Origin of the sequence: Mycolicibacterium boenickei (assembly GCF_010731295.1) — a bacterium.
Taxonomy (GTDB): domain Bacteria; phylum Actinomycetota; class Actinomycetes; order Mycobacteriales; family Mycobacteriaceae; genus Mycobacterium; species Mycobacterium boenickei.
On record NZ_AP022579.1, the window covers coordinates 1,245,392 to 1,262,832 of the forward strand.

Annotated in this window: 19 protein-coding genes; 6 read left to right on the top strand and 13 right to left on the bottom strand. The window is 65.3% G+C overall.

Annotation, left to right across the window (positions count from 1 at the left end):
• Window positions 1–13 precede the first annotated feature (13 nt).
• A complete protein-coding gene (locus G6N57_RS05785) occupies window positions 14–727 on the bottom strand; it encodes an SDR family oxidoreductase (protein WP_077741787.1) in 714 nt (237 codons plus the stop codon).
• Between the two features lie 190 nt (window positions 728–917).
• Here G6N57_RS05785 and G6N57_RS05790 point away from each other — a divergent pair, with 190 nt between their 5' ends.
• Together G6N57_RS05790 and G6N57_RS05795 are read left to right on the top strand one after the other, a co-directional pair.
• A complete protein-coding gene (locus G6N57_RS05790; protein WP_133118343.1) occupies window positions 918–2,300 on the top strand; it encodes an FAD-dependent oxidoreductase in 1,383 nt (460 codons plus the stop codon).
• Entirely contained in the window at window positions 2,293–2,973 is a 681-nt protein-coding gene (locus tag G6N57_RS05795; RefSeq protein ID WP_077739667.1) for a maleylpyruvate isomerase N-terminal domain-containing protein, read from the top strand. The genes G6N57_RS05790 and G6N57_RS05795 overlap by 8 nt, the downstream gene beginning before the upstream one ends.
• 58 nt (window positions 2,974–3,031) lie before the next feature.
• Here G6N57_RS05795 and G6N57_RS05800 read toward each other — a convergent pair whose 3' ends face one another.
• From G6N57_RS05800 to G6N57_RS05810, 3 genes are all read right to left on the bottom strand, one after another.
• Window positions 3,032–3,454 (bottom strand): hypothetical protein, encoded by a 423-nt coding sequence (locus tag G6N57_RS05800; protein WP_077739668.1) that lies wholly within the window; start codon window positions 3,452–3,454, stop codon window positions 3,032–3,034.
• 31 nt (window positions 3,455–3,485) lie between these two features.
• On the bottom strand, window positions 3,486–3,821 hold the full coding sequence (locus tag G6N57_RS05805; protein WP_077739669.1) for a hypothetical protein: 336 nt from the start codon (window positions 3,819–3,821) through the stop codon (window positions 3,486–3,488).
• 108 nt (window positions 3,822–3,929) lie between these two features.
• Window positions 3,930–4,757 carry a MerR family transcriptional regulator gene (locus tag G6N57_RS05810; RefSeq protein ID WP_097926183.1) on the bottom strand — a complete coding sequence of 276 codons (828 nt, stop codon included), beginning with the start codon at window positions 4,755–4,757 and terminating at the stop codon, window positions 3,930–3,932.
• A 242-nt stretch (window positions 4,758–4,999) separates the two neighbouring features.
• Between G6N57_RS05810 and G6N57_RS05815 the strand changes: the two genes are divergently transcribed.
• Complete coding sequence (locus G6N57_RS05815) at window positions 5,000–5,338, top strand: hypothetical protein (RefSeq protein WP_077739671.1); 339 nt, start codon at window positions 5,000–5,002, stop codon at window positions 5,336–5,338.
• Window positions 5,335–6,174: an SDR family NAD(P)-dependent oxidoreductase gene (locus tag G6N57_RS05820; protein WP_077739672.1), complete on the top strand. Its 840-nt coding sequence runs from the start codon at window positions 5,335–5,337 to the stop codon at window positions 6,172–6,174. The genes G6N57_RS05815 and G6N57_RS05820 overlap by 4 nt, the downstream gene beginning before the upstream one ends.
• 76 nt (window positions 6,175–6,250) lie before the next feature.
• On the opposite strand, the gene G6N57_RS05825 is transcribed toward G6N57_RS05820, so the two are convergent.
• From G6N57_RS05825 to rpsF, 6 genes are all read right to left on the bottom strand, one after another.
• The gene (locus tag G6N57_RS05825; RefSeq protein WP_077739673.1) at window positions 6,251–7,009 is read right to left on the bottom strand and encodes an alpha/beta fold hydrolase; all 759 of its coding nucleotides are present in this window, start codon (window positions 7,007–7,009) and stop codon (window positions 6,251–6,253) included.
• Between the two features lie 302 nt (window positions 7,010–7,311).
• Window positions 7,312–8,697 carry a replicative DNA helicase gene (gene dnaB / locus G6N57_RS05830; RefSeq protein ID WP_036443607.1) on the bottom strand — a complete coding sequence of 462 codons (1,386 nt, stop codon included), beginning with the start codon at window positions 8,695–8,697 and terminating at the stop codon, window positions 7,312–7,314.
• A 500-nt stretch (window positions 8,698–9,197) separates the two neighbouring features.
• Window positions 9,198–9,653, bottom strand: coding sequence for a 50S ribosomal protein L9 (gene rplI / locus G6N57_RS05835; protein WP_077739674.1), 456 nt, complete (start codon window positions 9,651–9,653; stop codon window positions 9,198–9,200).
• An 11-nt stretch (window positions 9,654–9,664) separates the two neighbouring features.
• A complete protein-coding gene (gene rpsR, locus G6N57_RS05840) occupies window positions 9,665–9,925 on the bottom strand; it encodes a 30S ribosomal protein S18 (protein WP_003884147.1) in 261 nt (86 codons plus the stop codon).
• Between the two features lie 36 nt (window positions 9,926–9,961).
• A complete protein-coding gene (locus G6N57_RS05845; RefSeq protein ID WP_077739675.1) occupies window positions 9,962–10,465 on the bottom strand; it encodes a single-stranded DNA-binding protein in 504 nt (167 codons plus the stop codon).
• Between the two features lie 69 nt (window positions 10,466–10,534).
• On the bottom strand, window positions 10,535–10,825 hold the full coding sequence (gene rpsF, locus G6N57_RS05850; RefSeq protein WP_003884149.1) for a 30S ribosomal protein S6: 291 nt from the start codon (window positions 10,823–10,825) through the stop codon (window positions 10,535–10,537).
• Window positions 10,826–10,982: 157 nt separating this feature from the next.
• On the opposite strand from rpsF, the gene G6N57_RS31830 reads away from it, so the two are divergent.
• Window positions 10,983–11,657: a hypothetical protein gene (locus tag G6N57_RS31830; protein ID WP_179968387.1), complete on the top strand. Its 675-nt coding sequence runs from the start codon at window positions 10,983–10,985 to the stop codon at window positions 11,655–11,657.
• Between the two features lie 166 nt (window positions 11,658–11,823).
• On the opposite strand, the gene G6N57_RS05860 is transcribed toward G6N57_RS31830, so the two are convergent.
• From G6N57_RS05860 to G6N57_RS05870, 3 genes are all read right to left on the bottom strand, one after another.
• Window positions 11,824–13,491 (bottom strand): glycosyltransferase family 87 protein, encoded by a 1,668-nt coding sequence (locus tag G6N57_RS05860; RefSeq protein WP_077739677.1) that lies wholly within the window; start codon window positions 13,489–13,491, stop codon window positions 11,824–11,826.
• Window positions 13,488–15,791 carry a transglycosylase domain-containing protein gene (locus G6N57_RS05865; protein ID WP_322790649.1) on the bottom strand — a complete coding sequence of 768 codons (2,304 nt, stop codon included), beginning with the start codon at window positions 15,789–15,791 and terminating at the stop codon, window positions 13,488–13,490. The genes G6N57_RS05860 and G6N57_RS05865 overlap by 4 nt, the downstream gene beginning before the upstream one ends.
• 241 nt (window positions 15,792–16,032) lie before the next feature.
• Window positions 16,033–16,455, bottom strand: a complete 423-nt coding sequence (locus tag G6N57_RS05870) for a DUF5318 domain-containing protein (protein WP_036443617.1) — start codon at window positions 16,453–16,455, stop codon at window positions 16,033–16,035.
• 69 nt (window positions 16,456–16,524) lie between these two features.
• Between G6N57_RS05870 and G6N57_RS05875 the strand changes: the two genes are divergently transcribed.
• Window positions 16,525–17,400 carry a DUF1707 SHOCT-like domain-containing protein gene (locus G6N57_RS05875; RefSeq protein ID WP_077739679.1) on the top strand — a complete coding sequence of 292 codons (876 nt, stop codon included), beginning with the start codon at window positions 16,525–16,527 and terminating at the stop codon, window positions 17,398–17,400.
• Window positions 17,401–17,441 lie beyond the last annotated feature (41 nt).

A 17,441-nucleotide genomic window follows, 5' to 3' on the forward strand; every position in this document is an offset into this window, starting at 1 on the left:
CGTTGCTCCTCGGTCAGTTCAGGTAGTCCGCACCGCCGACGTAGGTCATCTCCTGGTGGTCGGCATCCAATGCCGCCCGGGCGATTTCGGTGGCGAACTCCTCGACGGTCGGAAGTTCCGCCTGGTCGCGGCGGGCTTCCACAGCCGCGGGATCACGCCGCTGCAGCAACCGGACGATGATCGTCCCGTCGATCATGTCGCCGGACACCACCTTCAGCGCGATTCCCCGCTCGGCCAGACCGGGTTTCGCGGCCAGCAACGCGTCCTCGCCGGCGCGTTTGCTCTGCGCGATCGGCTCGTAGCCGTCGGGCACCGGTTTGCCGGGGTAGAAGTGCGCTTGATGGCTGGTGACGAAGACTATCCGCGCCCCTGAAGGCATGAGGGGAAGGCACAGTGTGGCCAGGCGTAGTTGCGCATCGCGGTTGAGACGCATGGCATAACCCGGATCGGCTCCGCGCTCGAGGCCACCGGAAGCGTTGAGAACCAACACATCGAGCGTGCCGAACCGCTCACGAATATCGGTCAGCAGCGCGTTGACCGCTGCCTCGTCGCAGACGTCAGCGCCTGCGGCCGACGCCTGTCCGCCGGCCGCGCGAATGCCGTCGACCACGGTGTTGGCCCGTGCGGCCTTCTCGCGGTAGTTGACCAGAACATGGAGGCCTGACGCCGCGAGGATCCGCGCCACCTCGGCGCCGATTCCGCGGGACGCACCCGTGACAAGGGCCACCCGGTGCGCCCTCTCCTCCTCGGGGGACGCGGCTCCGGGGAGCACATCGTCCGCTACGTCTGGTCTGATCACCGAATTCCTCCTCGCGTCGCGAGCCTTAGAGTTTACTTATTTTGGCCTTATTTTTCTTAATCTAGTGCTAGCGTCAACTTCATCGCTCGGTCCGCCACGCAGGGGAGGCGTGCACGACATGACGGAACACTCTGTTGTCCTCGGCGCAGGGATCGCCGGCCTCCTGGCCGCGGCGGCGCTCGCCGATGCCGGTCACGACGTCACAGTCGTCGAACGAGACCGTCTGCCGGACAGCCCTTCCCAGCGTCGCGGCATACCGCAGGGGCCACACCTGCACAGTCTGCTGTCCCTGGGCTGGCAGATCATCGAGGAGCTGGTACCTGGCCTGATCCAAGACCTGATCGACGCAGGCTGCCACGTCCTCGGCGATGCCCACCTCGGTGCGCGCATGCACATCCAGAACGGCCGGTACGCCTTCAACCGCACCGATCCGGTCACGGATCCAGCCGCACTCGCCAACTACCTGGTGACGCGACCGCTACTCGAACATGCCCTGCGGCTAAGGGTCACGGCCCTGCCCAATGTCGTTGTCATAGACTGGCACGACGTCGGTGCGTTTGTCGCCGGGCAACCGGATCGCATCACCGGTGTCACGCTGGCAGACCGACAGACAGGCGCGACTCGGACGCTCGAGGCCGATCTCGTCGTCGACGCCACCGGTCGCGCGACGCGCACCCCCCTGCTCCTCGAGATGCTCGGCTACGGCCGGCCGCCGCAGCGCTCATTCACCGTGCGCGGCGTGTACTACAGCCAACAGATCGCCATCCCCGACCAGGACACCTTTCCCGAGCGCCTCGTCCTGGTCATCCCGTCCGACGGCGCCGGCCGCGGCGGCCTGGTTGCCTGTGAGCACGACACCTGGACATTGACGGTCGCGGCCCATGCGTACGACAACGCACCACCGGTCGCATTCGATGAAATGCTCACCCTGGCAGCGGAATTCGTGCCACCACACATTCAACCGGCACTTCGCGAGGCTACGCCGCTGTCAGATGTCGCGGTCTACCGCTACCCCGGCGGCACCTGGCATCGCTACGACCGTTGCACCCGCCACCCTGACCGCCTGGTGGTGATCGGCGACGCGCTGTGCTGCCTGGACCCCATCCACGGGCAAGGGGTCACCATGGCCGCACGGCATGCCCAGGTGTTACGCAGCCACCTCCGCGACCATGGAAGCGTTGACCCGCAACGGTTCTACCAATCGCTGGCGCGCATCATCGCCCCGGTCTGGGCCACCAATCAACCTTCCGGACACGTATCGGACCGGAGTGTGAAGGCGAGGGTCCGCCGGCGCGCTCTGGACTGGAGTCGCCGCAAGATCCTTGAGGCCGCCGGCGACATCGTCGTCACCGAACGCCTGGTTCGGATCGTGAACATGGTCGACCCGCCGCGGCGACTGCTCGAACCGCGTGTGCTCGCCCGGGTGGCGGCCTACCATTTCCTCAAGTCTTTGCCCCTGCCAGCACCCCGACGGCGCGTGAGGACGAAAGCCCGTGCTTGACACGTCATATCGCAACGCCCGCATTCGCGTCTCCGCGATCGCGGCCGGGCTCGACGAGTCACAGCTGCTGGAGCTGGTCCCGGCTACTCCCGAGTGGTCCGTGCACGATCTCTTGGCGCACCTGGTCGGTGGCGCCGCCGACAGCTCCTGCGGTCGCATGGACGGGGCCGGCGGGCGGCGATGGACAGCACGCCACGTTGCCGAGCGCCAACACGATTCGGTCGACTCGCTGCTGGCCGAGTGGGAGCGGGTGAGCCCCGTGGTCGAGGCGGGCCTGGCCGGGAAACAGTTCACCGGACCCAGCGTCGCCGCCGACCTCATCTGCCACGAAGCCGACCTGAACGAGGCGCTGGGCCTGCCCCGGGTAGATCGCATCCATTGGCATGAACCGTTCCTGAACGTGATGATGTGGCTACTGGTCCAACGGCTCCAGCCGTTCACCTCAGTCCTCATCCACGACGAACACGGCAACGAATGGCACTGCGGGTCAGCCGAACCCACGCTCACGCTTCGTGCGGATGGATACGAACTTCTGCGAGCGATGTTCAGTCGACGCTCGCGCCGGCAGATCGCCGACTGGGACTGGTCGCCCGCTCCGGGCCAGCAAGTCATCGACTGCTTCGGCTTCTTCGGACCCCGCGACGATGACCAACCGGTGCCCGCCAAGACCTGACGACGATTTAGACATGAAACAGTACCGCGATGGAAAATCTGAGCCTAGGCGAACGGGTTTAGCTGTCGTCGATGAGGACGTTGATGATATCGGTTCCGTTGCCGGGTTGGGTTTCTCGGGTGAGCACGCGGATGGGTATGGAGCCTGTCCGCCTGAGTGAAACGTGATGGCGGTCAGCTTCGGCTGCGAGTCCGCTGCCGAAGGTGCATTCGGGTTGCGGAAAGGTCAACGGTGCATCGAAGACAAGACGTCCAAGGCCGGTGATGTCGGCGCCGCGGTAGACATAGACATCGACCGTGCGATCACCGTCTTCGTCTTGGTCGTCGGCGAAGGTGAAGACGTGGATGCTGGATTCGTCGGCTATGAAATCCACTGGGTCATCTTCGAGTTCGGGAACGCTCCTGGAGCCGAGCGCAGCGAAACGCACTTGATGATAGTCGGGGATGATGGTGGCTTGAGCGATTAGTTCGTTGCCTGCCATTGTGGGCCCGGCCCCTCTCCTGGTTTCAGTGTCAGTTGGGCTTTTTGTGGTGTTGCTTGCTCTTCTTGTCTTTCTTGGGTTTCTGCTTCTTCTTCTGGTCGTGGTTCTTGTTCGATGACGCGGAGTGGTTGCCGTTGTCATTGTTGCGGTTTTCCCGGGCGGAGATGACCCCGGCCTTCTGCACGGCATTGAGGCGTTGGCGGTTGGTGACGGCGTTGACCCGGTTGGCGTCGATAGCGCGTTGCTGGGCTGGGTTGGAGGGGCGCAGCTGTGGCTGCCTTTGTAGCAGGTCGCGCTGTGCGCAGTCGCGGCAACTCAGCTTCCCGGCGCGGTCACGGAATACTGCCCTGGGATTGAGGTACCGCACGTTGGGGGTAACCGCGGCGGGCCGGTGCCGTCATCGAGGTTGATGAGGGCCGAACGGATGAAACTGCGTCACAACCAGTTCCGGGGTCGGCCTGGTCGCGGGCTGCTGTCATTCTGGCAGTGAGGTGCTGAAGATCGGCCAGCATATTTCTGTGGCGGTGAAGGTTGTCGGATCTGAGGGCGTGGCACCGATGTAGTGTTCGCGGATCGGTCCTTGGCCGCTGATGAGATGCTCGTTTGCGTATATGCCCAGGGCCGCGTAACTGCGGTCGATGCCCTCCTCGTGACCGCCGGAGTGGGTGAGCACGGCGAATTCGGCCTTGGGTAGGACCTCGGCGCGGATGCCCTCCGGGGGGTCCGCGGTTTGCGGCGCGGGGACGAAGAGGGTTGCGTTGCCGCGCGATTCGAGGAAAAGTGCGCGATCGTAAAGGCCACCCGGCACCACCGCCGACGGTGCGCCTGCTGCCGTGACAACTGCGTCTAGCAGTGTCCTCAGCGTCGCCGCGAACCAGGGGTCGATCTCGGAAACCTCGATGGCGGCACCGATCGACCACACAGCGAGTGCTGGCTCTTGGCGCACCTGCACGAAGGCGGGGGTGTGCACGGGGGACAGCAACTCGCGCAGCGCACCGACGGTGTCACGGGTCTGCTGCAGCTGCTCCTCCATCTGTTGGAGATGAGTCGTGATGATCTCGGCGCGGGTCGCGGCGTCGTCTGTGCTCAGCAGCGCCTTGATGTCGGGAATGGACATGCCCAGGGTGCGGAACCGGCGGATGATGTGCGCGTGATCGACCTGGCTGGTGTCGTAGAAGCGGTAGCCGGTGTGCGAATCGACGTGGGCTGGTTCGAGAATACCGATATCGTGGTAGTGCCGTAGCGCCTTCCTGCTCAGGCTGGTCATCACCGAGAAGTCACCGATCGAGACCTGTGCGCCCACAACGTCCTCCTCATGCGATCCGCCGCCCGCGTTATCGGGTAAGGCCATCGTGCAGCTTCCCCCTAGGGCAAGGTCAACATTGCGGCCTGAGTCCGACAAATCCGTTCGAGACCGCCATCTGCAGGCCACTGGCCAGCGAGTCGCTGCCCTGGGGAAGGGCGGTCTGGCGGTCCGGGTGGCACGAACACGAATTTTTGCGCCCAGCTTGACCTTCCCCTTAGGGAAAGCTCCACCGTGGGGTCATGACCACAGAATGGGATGCACTCCCGGACACCATCAAGACGTTCATGAACTCGCTCACCACCCCGCAGGACGGCCGAGCGCTCGACACATTCACCGCCGATGCGGTCGTGACCGACGAGGGGCGCGACTACACGGGACGTGACGAGATCGGGGCCTGGCTGACCGCCTCGGCCGGCGAGTACACCTACACCTCCGAGTTCACCGGCGCAACCACAACCGACAACACCATCGACGTCGGGCAGCACCTGGAGGGCAACTTCCCCGGCGGGGTCGTCGACCTGCACTTCCGCTTCACCCTCGACGGCGCGTCGATCAGCCGGTTGGTGATCGAGCCATGAGCAGGAGATGGTTCATCACGGGGGGCACGCCCGGCGGCTTCGGGGTGGCGTTCGCCGAGGCGGCGCTGGAGACGGGGGACCGCGTGGTGCTCACGTCCCGGCGTCCGCAGGAGCTGGCGGCCTGGGCCGACCAGTACGGCGACCGCGTTCTCGTCGTGCCGCTAGAACTCACCGATGCGGCGCAGGTGCAGCGCGCGGTGCGCGTCGCCGAGGAGCACTTCGACGGTATCGACGTGCTGGTCAACAACGCCGGCCGCGGTTGGTACGGATCGATCGAAGGGATGGACGAGTCCTCGTTGCGGGCGATGTTCGAACTGAACTTCTTCGCGGTGCTGTCCGTGACGCGTGCAGTGTTGCCGGGCATGCGCGCCCGCGGAAACGGGTGGATCGTCAACGTGTCCTCGGTGGCCGGGCTCGTGTCGGCGGTCGGATTCGGCTACTACAGCGCGACGAAGTTCGCCATCGAAGCCATCACCGATGCGCTGCGCGACGAGGTCGCCGCACAGGGAATCTCCGTGTTGACGGTCGAACCGGGGGCGTTCCGCACCAACGCCTACGCCGGCTTCGCCAACGAGCCTGTCGCGGAAGCGATTCCGGAGTATCACGACATGCTGGAGCAGGTCCGCGCCGTCTTCGTCAGGATGGACGGTGTGCAGCCCGGCGATCCGCGCCGCGGAGCTCGTGCGGTGATCGCGGCGATGGCCCAGGACCCGCCGCCCCGCCGGCTGATCCTGGGCAATAGCGGATACGACGCCGTGATCGATGCCCTGGAGAAGAACCTGGCCGACATCCGGGCCAACGAAACACTCTCTCGCAGTGCGGATTTCCCCGCCTAGTCGGGCGGCATGAGCGAGTATCTGGTGCTACAAGAGAAGTCATTCGCTGCGGCGGTTGCGCTGTTGCCGATTGGCACTACGCGTACAGCCGGCAGCGCTCGACGAGGATCTGGGCCAGCCGTTCAGGTTCGCTGACCATCAGCATGTGGCAGGTGTCGATCTCGATGAGCGTCTGCACTCCGCCAAGCGCAGCGATGCACTCGTGTTGAATCTTTGTCGGGACGGCACGATCACGCCGAGTGAGTATCCACGTTCGTGGCACATCGTCGGGCATACCGCTGCCGTCAACTTTTTCTATCATGATGGAGGGTGATTCCTGACAGGACCGAGCCAGCGTGAACCTGCGCTGTGCGGGAGTCATTCCGTTGCAAAATACAAACCCCGCCAACGCAGTAGGCAAACCTCCCGGACGGACCGAACGGCCCTTCTGCACTTTGCGTTTCGCGGTGCGACGTGCGTACCAGCTCATCGCCCCGGGAAATGTGTCCACTAGGGCGCTGCCGTTGGTTGGCACTTGCGCGGTAGCCAAGATCATCTCCCGCACCCGCGCCGAGCCGAGCTTGGTGACAACACCAGGGACGGTCACCCCAGCCAGCGAATGGCCGACAATCACGAGGTCATCGAGCGCAGCATCCTCGATGTCCGACACCACCGAGTCGACCCACTCGTCGATACAAGCCGTTATCAGGTCACCGGCCCTATCTCGCCGACCTGGCAAATCAACGGCCAGCACCCTTAGCATCGGTTCCATATCTTGGATAGCGTCTACTGTGGGCTCCCAACAATCGGCGGCAAAACCGCCTCCGTGCACCAGGACCAAAGCGGGCAGTGCCATGGCGGGCCTCCTTCAGCGCCCGGGGGCGCTGGACCGCAGCGTAAAGCCCTCGACGCGACGGCGCGCCAGTTTTCGCCACCCGAACGGGCCACAGTCAATTTCAATGTCGATCCATCGCACGATCTAATTTGTTCGCGCGACGCTAGCGCCGCCAGTCGCGCTCAGAGAGGCGGAACACCGCACCGAAGGACTGCTCGTTGCTGACCTCGGCCATTTCGTCGAATAAAGCGAGGACGGCTAACAATGTTGTTAAACAATCAGTGCCTGCTTGTCAATCTTCATTGCATCTCGACAGTTGTCGGTTAGCGCGCCATGTTCGTGAACCGCGAGAAGTGAAGCTGGTGCGCCACAGTGATATTCGCCGTCGGTCCGTTGCGGTGCTTGCCCAGGATGATGTCGGCCTCGCCGCCGCGCGGGTCCTCCCGGTCGATCGCATCGGGACGGTGCAGCAGCAGGACCATGTCGGCATCCTGTTCCAGCGAGCCGGATTCACGAAGGTCCGAGACCTGCGGACGCTTGTCGGTGCGTTGCTCGGGACCACGGTTCAGCTGGCTGATTGCGATCACCGGCACTTCGAGTTCCTTGGCCATCAGCTTGAGGCTTCGGGAGAAGTCCGAAACCTCTTGCTGGCGTGACTCGTACTTCTTACCCGAACTCATCAGCTGCATGTAGTCGACGACCACGAGCTTGAGATCCGCCTTCTGAGCGAGACGCCGGCCCTTGGCCCGGATCTCCATCATGGTCAGGTTCGGCGAGTCATCGATGTAGAGCGGAGCTTCGCTGATCTCGCTCATCCGGCGGGCCAGCTTGGTCCAGTCGTCATCGCTCATCCGGCCCGAACGCATATCGGCCAGCTTGATTTTCGCCTCGGCCGAGAGCAGGCGCATGACGATCTCGGACTTGCTCATTTCCAGCGAGAAGATGACGCTGGCCATCCGATGCTTGATCGAGCAGGACCGCATGAAATCCAGTCCCAGCGTCGATTTCCCGACGCCGGGACGTGCCGCGATGATGATCATCTGCCCGGGGTGCAGGCCGTTGGTGATCTCGTCGAACTCGGTGAACCCGGTCGGCACACCGCGCGAGATGCCGCCCTGCGAGGCGATCGCATCGATCTCGTCCATCGTGGGCTGCAGGAGATCTTCTAGCGCGACGAAGTCCTCCGAGGCGCGCCGCTCGGTGACGTCGTAGATCTCGGCCTGCGCCCGGTCCACCACGTCGGTGACATCGGCGCCGTCGGCCCCGGCGTAGCCGTACTGGACCACCCGGGTGCCCGCCTCCACCAACCGGCGCAACAGCGCCTTCTCGGCCACGATGCCGGCGTAGAAACCGGCATTGGCCGCAGTGGGCACGGTGGAGATCAGCGTGTGCAGATACGGGGCCCCGCCGATCCGACGCAACAGCCCGCGGCGATCGAGCTCGGCGGCGACCGTGACGGCGTCAGCCGGCTCACCCCGGCCGTACAGATCGAGGATGGCGTCGTAGACGTTCTGGTGTGCCGGGCGGTAGAAGTCGCCGGGACGGAGCCGCTCGAGGACGTCGGCGATCGCGTCCTTGCTCAACAGCATGCCGCCGAGGACCGCCTGCTCGGCCGCCATGTCCTGCGGCGGCTGCCGGCCGAAGTCCTCCCCAGGCGGAGGGCCATCCGTGTCCGAATCCGGATAACCCAGGTCGTCCACCACCGCCACGGACTCCCCACCCCCTTCCGAGACCCGCCTGACGACAGGCTCGAACGTCTATTCGAATCGGTACTGCGACTGTAAAACAGGGCTCCGACAAAGCTTCATGACGGCGCTGCGACGCACCACGGTAGACGTTGCTGGCGCCGCTCGAAACCGCCCCTGTTGATCAACCTGTGGATGGTATGGGGATAGGTCTCGGTCGCAGTGTTGAGGCTCTGGGGAGAACCTGTGGATCATTCCAGAACTATCTGTTGTTTTCCCAGGTCAGGGTGCCATAGAGGCTGTCAATGATTGTGTATGGGAAGTTCTTCGGCGTGTCGTGCCGGGTTGCCGTCCCGGGCGTGTTGTGTTGCGCACAGGAACCACGCCGGTTAACACCGGGTGAGCTTCGCTGTCCAGAGTTTTGCGCAACGCGTTCGCCAGAGATACAGCAAACGCCCGGGTGGAAACCTCTGCAGGCTCCCACCCGGGCGATCGAGTGCTGGCGGATCTACTCCGCTACGGGATTACTCCGCGACAACGTTCAGCGACACCTTGGCTTCCACCCCGGTGTGCAGCCGGACGACGACCGGATGCGTGCCGACCGACTTGATGTGCGCCTTGGGCAGCTGCACGGTGCGCTTGTCCAGGTTCGGGCCGCCGGCCTTCTTGATCACGGCCACGACATCCGCCGCGGTGACCGAACCGAACAGCTTGCCGGTGTCGGCAGCGGCCTGAACCGGCAGCGACACCTCGCCCAGGTTCTCCAGAGCGGTCTTCAGCTCGTTGGCGTGCTCGACGCCGCGGATGGACTTGGCCTCGCGCGCCCGGCGGATCTCGTCGGCCTGGCGCTCGGCGCCGCGGGAAGCCACAATGGCCAGCCCACGGGGCAGCAGGTAGTTACGGCCGTAGCCGTCCTTGACCTCGACGGCGTCGCCCGCGACACCCAGGTGTTCCACCTCAGCAGTGAGAATCAGCTTCATTGGTCTACCCCCTACCGCGTCGACGAGCCGAACGGCAGCAGAGCCACCTCGCGGGCATTCTTCACCGCGATGGCGACATCGCGCTGGTGCTGGACGCAGTTGCCGGTCACCCGGCGGGCACGGATCTTGCCGCGCTCGCTGATGTAGGTGCGCAGCAGCGCAGTGTCCTTGTAGTCGATGACCTGCCCCTTACCCTTCTTGGAGCAGAACACGCACTTACGAGTCTTGACCGGCTTTTCCGGTGCCGGCCGTCGCTTTGTGGACTTGGCCATTGGTTATCTCTTCCTTGCAAAAATTTTCGTTGTTGATCAGAACGGCGGCTCGTCGTCGGCCCCGCTGAAGGAGCCGGACGCCGGTGCACTGCCCCACGGATCGTCCTTGGGCTGCTCGGCCTGGCGCGAACCTCCGCCGCCACCACCGCCGAAGCCGCCGCCTCCGCCGCCACTACGGCTGGCCTTGTTGACCTTGGCCGTGGCGTAACGCAGGGACGGACCGATCTCGTCGACCTCGACCTCGACAACGGTCCGCTTCTCACCCTCGCGGGTTTCGAAGGAACGCTGCTTGAGCCGACCGGTGACGATCACCCGCGAACCCCGGGTGAGGCTCTCGGCCACATTCTCGGCAGCCTCACGCCAGATGTTGCACCGAAGGAACAGCGCCTCGCCGTCTTTCCACTCGTTGCTCTGCCGGTCGAACATTCGCGGCGTAGAAGCAACGGTGAAGTTGGCGACAGCTGCGCCGGACGGGGTGAAACGCAGTTCCGGGTCAGCAGTCAGGTTTCCGACAACTGTGATGGTGGTGTCACCAGCCACGAGATCCTCCTGGGATAGGCATGTCCGTTTGCGCGAAGCCTACGTAGCCCCGCCGACGACTGACAGCCTTTAGTGCTTGTCGGTCCGCATCACCTTGGTCCGAAGCACGGACTCGTTCAGGTTGAGCTGACGGTCGAGCTCGGAAACGGTGGCCGGTTCAGCCTTGACGTCGACAACGGCGTAGATGCCCTCGGCGTGCTTCGCGATCTCGTAAGCCAGCCGGCGACGGCCCCAGATGTCGACCTTGTCGACACTGCCGCCATCCTTGCGGACGACGTTCAGGAACGTCTCCAACGACGGAGCTACGGTGCGCTCGTCAAGTGTGGGGTCGAGAATGACCATGATTTCGTATGGACGCATTAGAACCTCATCACCTCCTCTGGTCGTGTACGGCCACGGTGGATTCCGTGGCAGGAGGGTCGCCTGCGTCGGCAACCGGCCCAGGCTACCCGAAACCGCCCTGATCTGCGAAATCCGTATAAGGTGAGCCCGTCGTCTTCAAAGATCGGGGGAATCTGTGACCTATCCCAACGGGCCCTATGGTCAGGGATTTCCCGAGCAACCCGGCCACGCCCAACAGCCTGGTCACCCCCAGCAGCCGGGCTATCCACCTCAGCCCGGATACCCGCCTCAGCCGGGCTATCCGCAACAGCCCGGGTATCCACCGCCGCCCGGATATCCGGTCGGACAGCCGACCCCGTACGGCCTGGCGCCGGCTCCGATCCCGTCGCCTAGCGGAGTGACAGGCATCATCGCGGGTGTTCTAGCCGCGCTCGGCGGAGTGGCCAACGTCTTCGGCGGCCTCGCCATGGCCTTCGGGCTCGCCGTCATCGTCAACGACTCGACCGATGGCTCCAATGACGGGTGGGCCGGGCTGATCGCCGTCACGGCGCTGAACATCGTCGCCGGAGTCCTGCTCCTGGTCGGAGCAGTGTTGTTGTTCGTCCGCAAGATGGCCGGCCGCTGGCTCGTGGCCGTCGGATGCTCCGTCTCCATCCTGAGCGCGCTGATCAGCCTCGCGTTGCCCGCGACGATCGCCGACTACCAGTACCGCAGCGGTCCATCCGATTTCGTGGCCCTCATCTTCCCCGTCACCACGCTCGTATTGGTCTTGGTGCCGCCGACCGCAGCCTGGATCCGGGCCAAGCAGAATCCGGTTGCGCCCCAGTTCTACCCGCCGTATCCGCGCTGAGTCGTGCTCGAACTTGGTTCCGGCTCGCCGTTTTCCACCTGAGGGTCGCGAAAAAACAAATTCGCAGCCCTGGTGTAGAAATCGGCGCCGGCGCGGGCGCTGCGCGGACGCGGCCGCAGGCTCGGCCGGCGCGGACGCCGGCGCGGCGCAGACCCAGCTGGCGCGTCTACTTCGCGTCGGCCAACTCAGACTCCGGCTCGGGCTGTGGCTTGGGCTCGATCCGAACGCGGCCGGCCGAGGGACGCAACCAATCCGGCAACCAACGCGGAGGCTCGTCGGGCGCCCGATCGAACACCCCACCGGTGGGGTCGTCGATGCGTCCGCCGTGGCGCACCAGATCGAGTTCGGGACGGTAGATCTGGCGAATGACCAACGCACACAGCACGATCACCGCGAGGTCGCGTAGCAACACCGTGGTGGTGAACCACTGCTCGGGCAGGCCCTTGTTCTGCTCGCCGTACAGATAGAGCATGCGCGGTATCCACACCAGCGCGTCGATCGTCATCCACGCCAGCAGGATTCGGCGATGCGGCAACGCCAGGACCGCCAGTGGCACCAGCCACAGTGAGAACTGCGGGCTCCACACCTTGTTGGTCAGCAGGAACGCGGCCACCACCAGGAACGCCAGCTGCGCCAACCGCGGCCGCTGCGGCGCCGTCAACGCGATGTAGCCGATCGCGATACAGCACGCCGCGAACAACACTGCCGTGACCGTGTTGAGCACCGTCGGCGGCTGCCAGAAGCCGAGGTCGGGATCGAAGCCGCGCCAATCGGTGAACGACTTCACCACGTTGTAGAGCGAGTCCATGTCGTCGCCGCGACGGGTGTTGAGCCGGAAGAACTCCGACCATCCCCGCGGGAAGAGCACCATGATCGGCAGGTTGATCAACAGCCAGGTGGCGACTGCGGTCAGCGCCGCCTTGCCGACCTCTCGCAGGCGCCCGGTGCGCAGCCCGAGCAGCACCAGTGGGACGAACAGCAGCAGCGGATACAGCTTGGCCGCCACGCCGATTCCGATCAGCGCCCCGGCCCATACCGGTTTTCGTCGAGCCCACGCCAGCATCGCGCCCGCCGCGGTCGCGGTCGCGAGCGCGTCGAAGTTGGTGAACACCTGGAAGATCACGATCGGCGAGCCCGCCACGAGTGCGGCATCCCACACCCGCCTGCCCGCCATTCGTGAAGTGGCCCAGATCGTGGCCAACCAGGCCAGCGCCAAGCCGAACGCCGAAATGTTGAAGAACATCACCACCTCGGCCACCAGCGGGACCGACACCAACTTGGTCACCGCGGTGTAGGTCTTGGCCAACGACATGGACACGTACTGGTAGAGACCGGTCAGTACCGGATACTCCATGTAGCGGATCGCCGGACTGCCGTCGTATTGCATGCGCGGCTTGCCGGTCGCGTCGTTCTCGACCCAACTGGATTTGTAGGGAAACTTGCCGAGGTTCAACAACTCTGCGGTGTAGAGCGGAACGGTGTCGGAGTAGCACAGCTCGTAATAGGCCCGGTTGTTCTCCCAGTTGGCCACCCGTTCGCCCGCACTGCCCTTGCCGGTCGTCTGCAGACACGCGGCCTTGGTCGTGTAGCCCAACGCCAGGAACACCACGGCGATCACGAACATCACCCGCAGCGGGGTCATGAACCGGGACCGGCCGATCAACGCGTGCCGGCCGACGGGCCCGCCGACGGTCTGAGACAGTGCCTCGCCCAGCCGGTCGGTGCGGCTGGGGAGGTCGCGGTCGTCGGCGCTCCGGCGGTCTTCCGCCGGCGGGGCCGGCGAGTCGAACCCTGCCGGCGGCGCCGGCGAGTCCTGCGCTACCCGGTCCGTCACGGAGGCGGCGGGGCCACCGGAACTTCCGGCACGCCGGGCACAACGGGAGCTCCCGGCGGCGGTCCGATCGGCACGGTCGTCGGAGGGCCGATCGGGATCGTGATGCCCGGGGCCACTTCGATGGTCGGCTGGATCACGGTCTCCGAAGGCATCACCGATACCCCGGGGCCGTTCGGCAGCGTCCCTGGCGGCGGGGCGACCGGGGCTTGCGGCACACCCGCATAGCCACCGATCTCGGTCGGCTTCGGGAACGTCTCGTTGTCAGTGCCCTTCAGCGCACCGTCCATCGTGGATTTCCAGATGTCCGATGGCAGGCCCGATCCGTAGACCGGTCCGCCGGATGCCGTCTTCAACGGTTTCACACCGTCGGAGGTACCCACCCAGACCGCGGTCGAAAGCGACGGCGTGTAACCGACCATCCAGGCGTCACGGTTGTCGCCGGTGTCGCCGAGCTGGTTGGTGCCCGTCTTGGCGGCCGAGGCACGGCCGCCGGCCAGGTTGTGACCGCGTGACCAGCCTGCGATCGGCTGCATGGCCGAGGTCACGTTGTCGGCCACGGCCTTGTCGATGCGCTGTTCGCCGTTGTCCTGGCTGGACGCGTCGAACAGCACCTGCCCCGACGAGTTCACGACCTTCTGGACGAAGTGCGGCTTGTGATACGTCCCGGACGCCGCGAGCGTGGCGTACGCCGAGGCCATGTCGATCACCCGGGACTGGTACTGGCCCAGCACCACACCGTTGTTCGGCGGGCCACCCTTGCCGTCCTCGGACAGCGTGTGTTCCACGCCGGGGAAGCTCTCGGCGACGCCGGCATCGTGGGCGGCCTTGGCCACGTCCTCGGGACCGTGCTCGAGCTTGAGCATCAGTCGGTAGTAGCTGGTGTTGAGGGACCGCTTGAGCGCCTCGGCGATCGAGCAGGTGCCGCAGCCTTCACCCTCGACGTTGCTGATCTTGATGCCGTTGACGGTGACCGGCCCGCTGTCGACCTGATAGCCCAGACCGATGCCCTGCTGCAGGGCGGCGACGAGCGCGAACACCTTGAACGACGAGCCTGTCGGCAGACCGGCCTGGGCGAAGTCGAAGCCGTTGGCGTCCGAGCCGCCGTAGTAGGCCTTGACCGCTCCGTCATGCGGATCGATGGAGACCACCGCGGTCCGCATGTCGGGGTCCTGCCCGTCCATGTACTTGGACACCGCGTTCTCGGCGGCCTGCTGCGCCTGCGGGTCGATCGTGGTGGTGACCTGCAGACCCTCCGTGTTCAGCGCCTGCTCACTGATGTCGAACAGATCCAGCAGTTCCTTGGTGACCTGACGCTCGATCAGCCCGTTCGGGCCCGTCGTCTGGTTCGCCTGGCGAGCCTGGTCCGGCGGCACCGTCGGCGGGAAGACCTGGCCGGCGCGTTCCTGTGCCGACAGCGCACCCATGTCGACCATGCCGTCGAGCACCCAGTTCCACCGGTCGGCCGCACCCTGCGGATTCACGGCGGGGTCCAACCCCGACGGGCGCTGGATCAGCGCTGCCATCAGGGCGCCTTCGGCGACGGTGAGTTGGTCGACCGGTTTGTCGAAGTACGACTTGGCCGCCGCGGCGATTCCATACGAGCCGCGGCCGAAATAGATCATGTTCAGATACGCCTGCATCACAGCGTCTTTGGACCACTCGCTGGCCATCTTGGTCGAGATGACGAGCTCCTTGGCCTTACGGATCAGACCGCCGATGCCTGAGCGCTCGTCACCGACGAGTGCGTTCTTGACGTACTGCTGTGTGATGGTCGACCCACCCTGCAGATCGCCGCCGACCAAGTTGTTCTTGATCGCGCGCAGCAGCGCGGTGAACGAGAAGCCCGGATTGGTGTAGAAATCGCGGTCCTCAGCGGCCATCACCGCGTTGCGGACGTGCTCCGGGATCTTGTCGATGCCGACGTCGACCCGATTGCCTTCTGGCGGAACGATCTTGGCGATCTCACTGCCGTCGCTGGCCAGGATCGTCGACACCTGGTTGGTGCGAATATCTCCGGGCTGCGGGACGTCGACGATCATGTACGCCATACCGAACGTCACGAGCGGAAGCAGGATCATCGCCACCACCCCGGCGATCGACAGCCGCCGCACCAACTTCCAGTTGATGTGGAACTGCCGCGTCGGCTTGGGGCCCGGCCCCGACGGACCCGAAGGCCCCGATCCGCGACCGCCGCCCGGTGGCGGCGGTGGCGGAGACTTCGGCGGCTGCGGTTTGGGCGGGGGTGTCCCGTCCATCGCAGCCCTGACGACATCGAGCGGAGCCGGTCCACCGTCACGCACCGGTGGCAGCACCGTGGTGAGCCGATCGTCGGGGGGTAACGCCGGACGACCGGGACGGCCCGTGGGCCCCTTGTCCCGTCCTACCGGACCGTTCTCGCGTCCCGTGGGTCCCGCCTCGCGTGCCGGCGGCCTTGGCTCTCGGACCGGAGGCTTCTCCCGGGCAGGCGGCCTGTTTTCGCGCGCGCCAAGGCGGTCAGCCGCACTACGGATGTCGTTGGCTGACCGGCTATGGCGCCCTTCGTTATTCACTGGCCGTACGCGCCGACTTGCGCGTGCCTCGAGTGCCACGTGCCTTCGGCGGCCGAGGCGCGCCCAGGACATATGACTTGACCAAATGATTCCAACTGCAGGTGCGGCATACCTCAACCACATGGACTGCGAACTCGTCGTAACGAGTTGCCAACATCACCAGCTCCTCCGCGGTGCGCGCTGAGCCCGACACCGGGCCCAGATGATCACCGAAAACCCACGACACCAGCGTGAGCTGCTCCTTACGGCAGATCGGACACATCACCGAACTCTGCTTGCCGTGAAACTTTGCCGCGCGAAGCAGGTACGGGTTGGCATCACAGACCTCCGAGACGCCGGTGCGCCCCGAATAGACCTCAGCCAGCAGGGACCGCCGCCGAAGCGCGTAATCCACCACCTGTCTCTGCAATCGCACGAAGACCAGAGTACGTCGGCCCCCTCCACACCGAGGCGCGACCGCGTCACACCTCCTACGATCATCGGCGTGGCAACACGGCAACCCTCGAACACGCGGGCCAAAGACAGTGACCGCAACGACACCTGCAAAGTGCTCGACAACGCGCTGGGCGAGGGCCAGTTGTCCATGGAGGAACACCGCCAGCGGGTGTCGGCGGCCACCAACGCCACGACGCTGGGCGATCTGGCCCGTCTGGTCGAGGACCTGCAGACCTCCGGCGCGCCGGTGCAGCTGCCGACGCTGACCAAACCCCGTCTGCCGCGCGTCCGTAAACCGGCCGCAGGCTCGGGGTGGGGCCTGCGGCTGGCCTCGGCCGCCGTGCTGGTCGTGCTCGGCATCGGCATCGGCTGGGGTCTGTACGGAAACACCGCATCGCCGCTGAGTTTCAATCCCGACCCGGGCGCGGTGCCCGACGGCATCGACCCGGTCGTGCTGACCCCGCCGACACAGCTGCAATCGCTCAACGGGGTCAAGGGACTCTTCGAGCAGATGCGCAAGAAGTTCGGTGCCACCACGGGTTTCGAGCTGCACATCGATCCCGATTCGGCTCTGCTCTACCGCCCCGACCCGCAGGACAGCCGCAAGAAGCTCTACTACCGGTACACCGGCGGCTGGGGCGACCCGAGCACCGATCCGCGCAACGTCGAGAAGGACGACCGCCTCGTCGACCTCGCCGCATTCGACTACGAGAAGGTCCTCGGGATCATGCGGGGCGCACCGGACACCCTCAACACCAAACGTGCCGACGTGAAGAGCACCTGGCTGCGCATCACCCCTTCGGAAGACCCCGCGACGCCTGACGCCATCAACATCGCCGTCATCGTGAGCAGCGATTTCGGCGGCGGGAGCATCGACCTCTACCCCGACGGCACGGTCAAGGGGATGTACCGCAACAACGGGTGACCCGCCCCCATCGAGCACCAATCTCGGCGAACACTTGGCGC

Coding starts and splice junctions, on each gene's coding strand:
- G6N57_RS05790 (WP_133118343.1), top strand. CDS start 918: ATGACGGAACACTCTGTTGTCCTCGGCGCAGGGATCGCCGGCCTCCTG.
- G6N57_RS05800 (WP_077739668.1), bottom strand. CDS start 3,454: ATGGCAGGCAACGAACTAATCGCTCAAGCCACCATCATCCCCGACTAT.
- G6N57_RS05815 (WP_077739671.1), top strand. CDS start 5,000: ATGACCACAGAATGGGATGCACTCCCGGACACCATCAAGACGTTCATG.
- G6N57_RS05820 (WP_077739672.1), top strand. CDS start 5,335: ATGAGCAGGAGATGGTTCATCACGGGGGGCACGCCCGGCGGCTTCGGG.
- G6N57_RS05825 (WP_077739673.1), bottom strand. CDS start 7,009: ATGGCACTGCCCGCTTTGGTCCTGGTGCACGGAGGCGGTTTTGCCGCC.
- rplI (WP_077739674.1), bottom strand. CDS start 9,653: ATGAAGCTGATTCTCACTGCTGAGGTGGAACACCTGGGTGTCGCGGGC.
- rpsR (WP_003884147.1), bottom strand. CDS start 9,925: ATGGCCAAGTCCACAAAGCGACGGCCGGCACCGGAAAAGCCGGTCAAG.
- rpsF (WP_003884149.1), bottom strand. CDS start 10,825: ATGCGTCCATACGAAATCATGGTCATTCTCGACCCCACACTTGACGAG.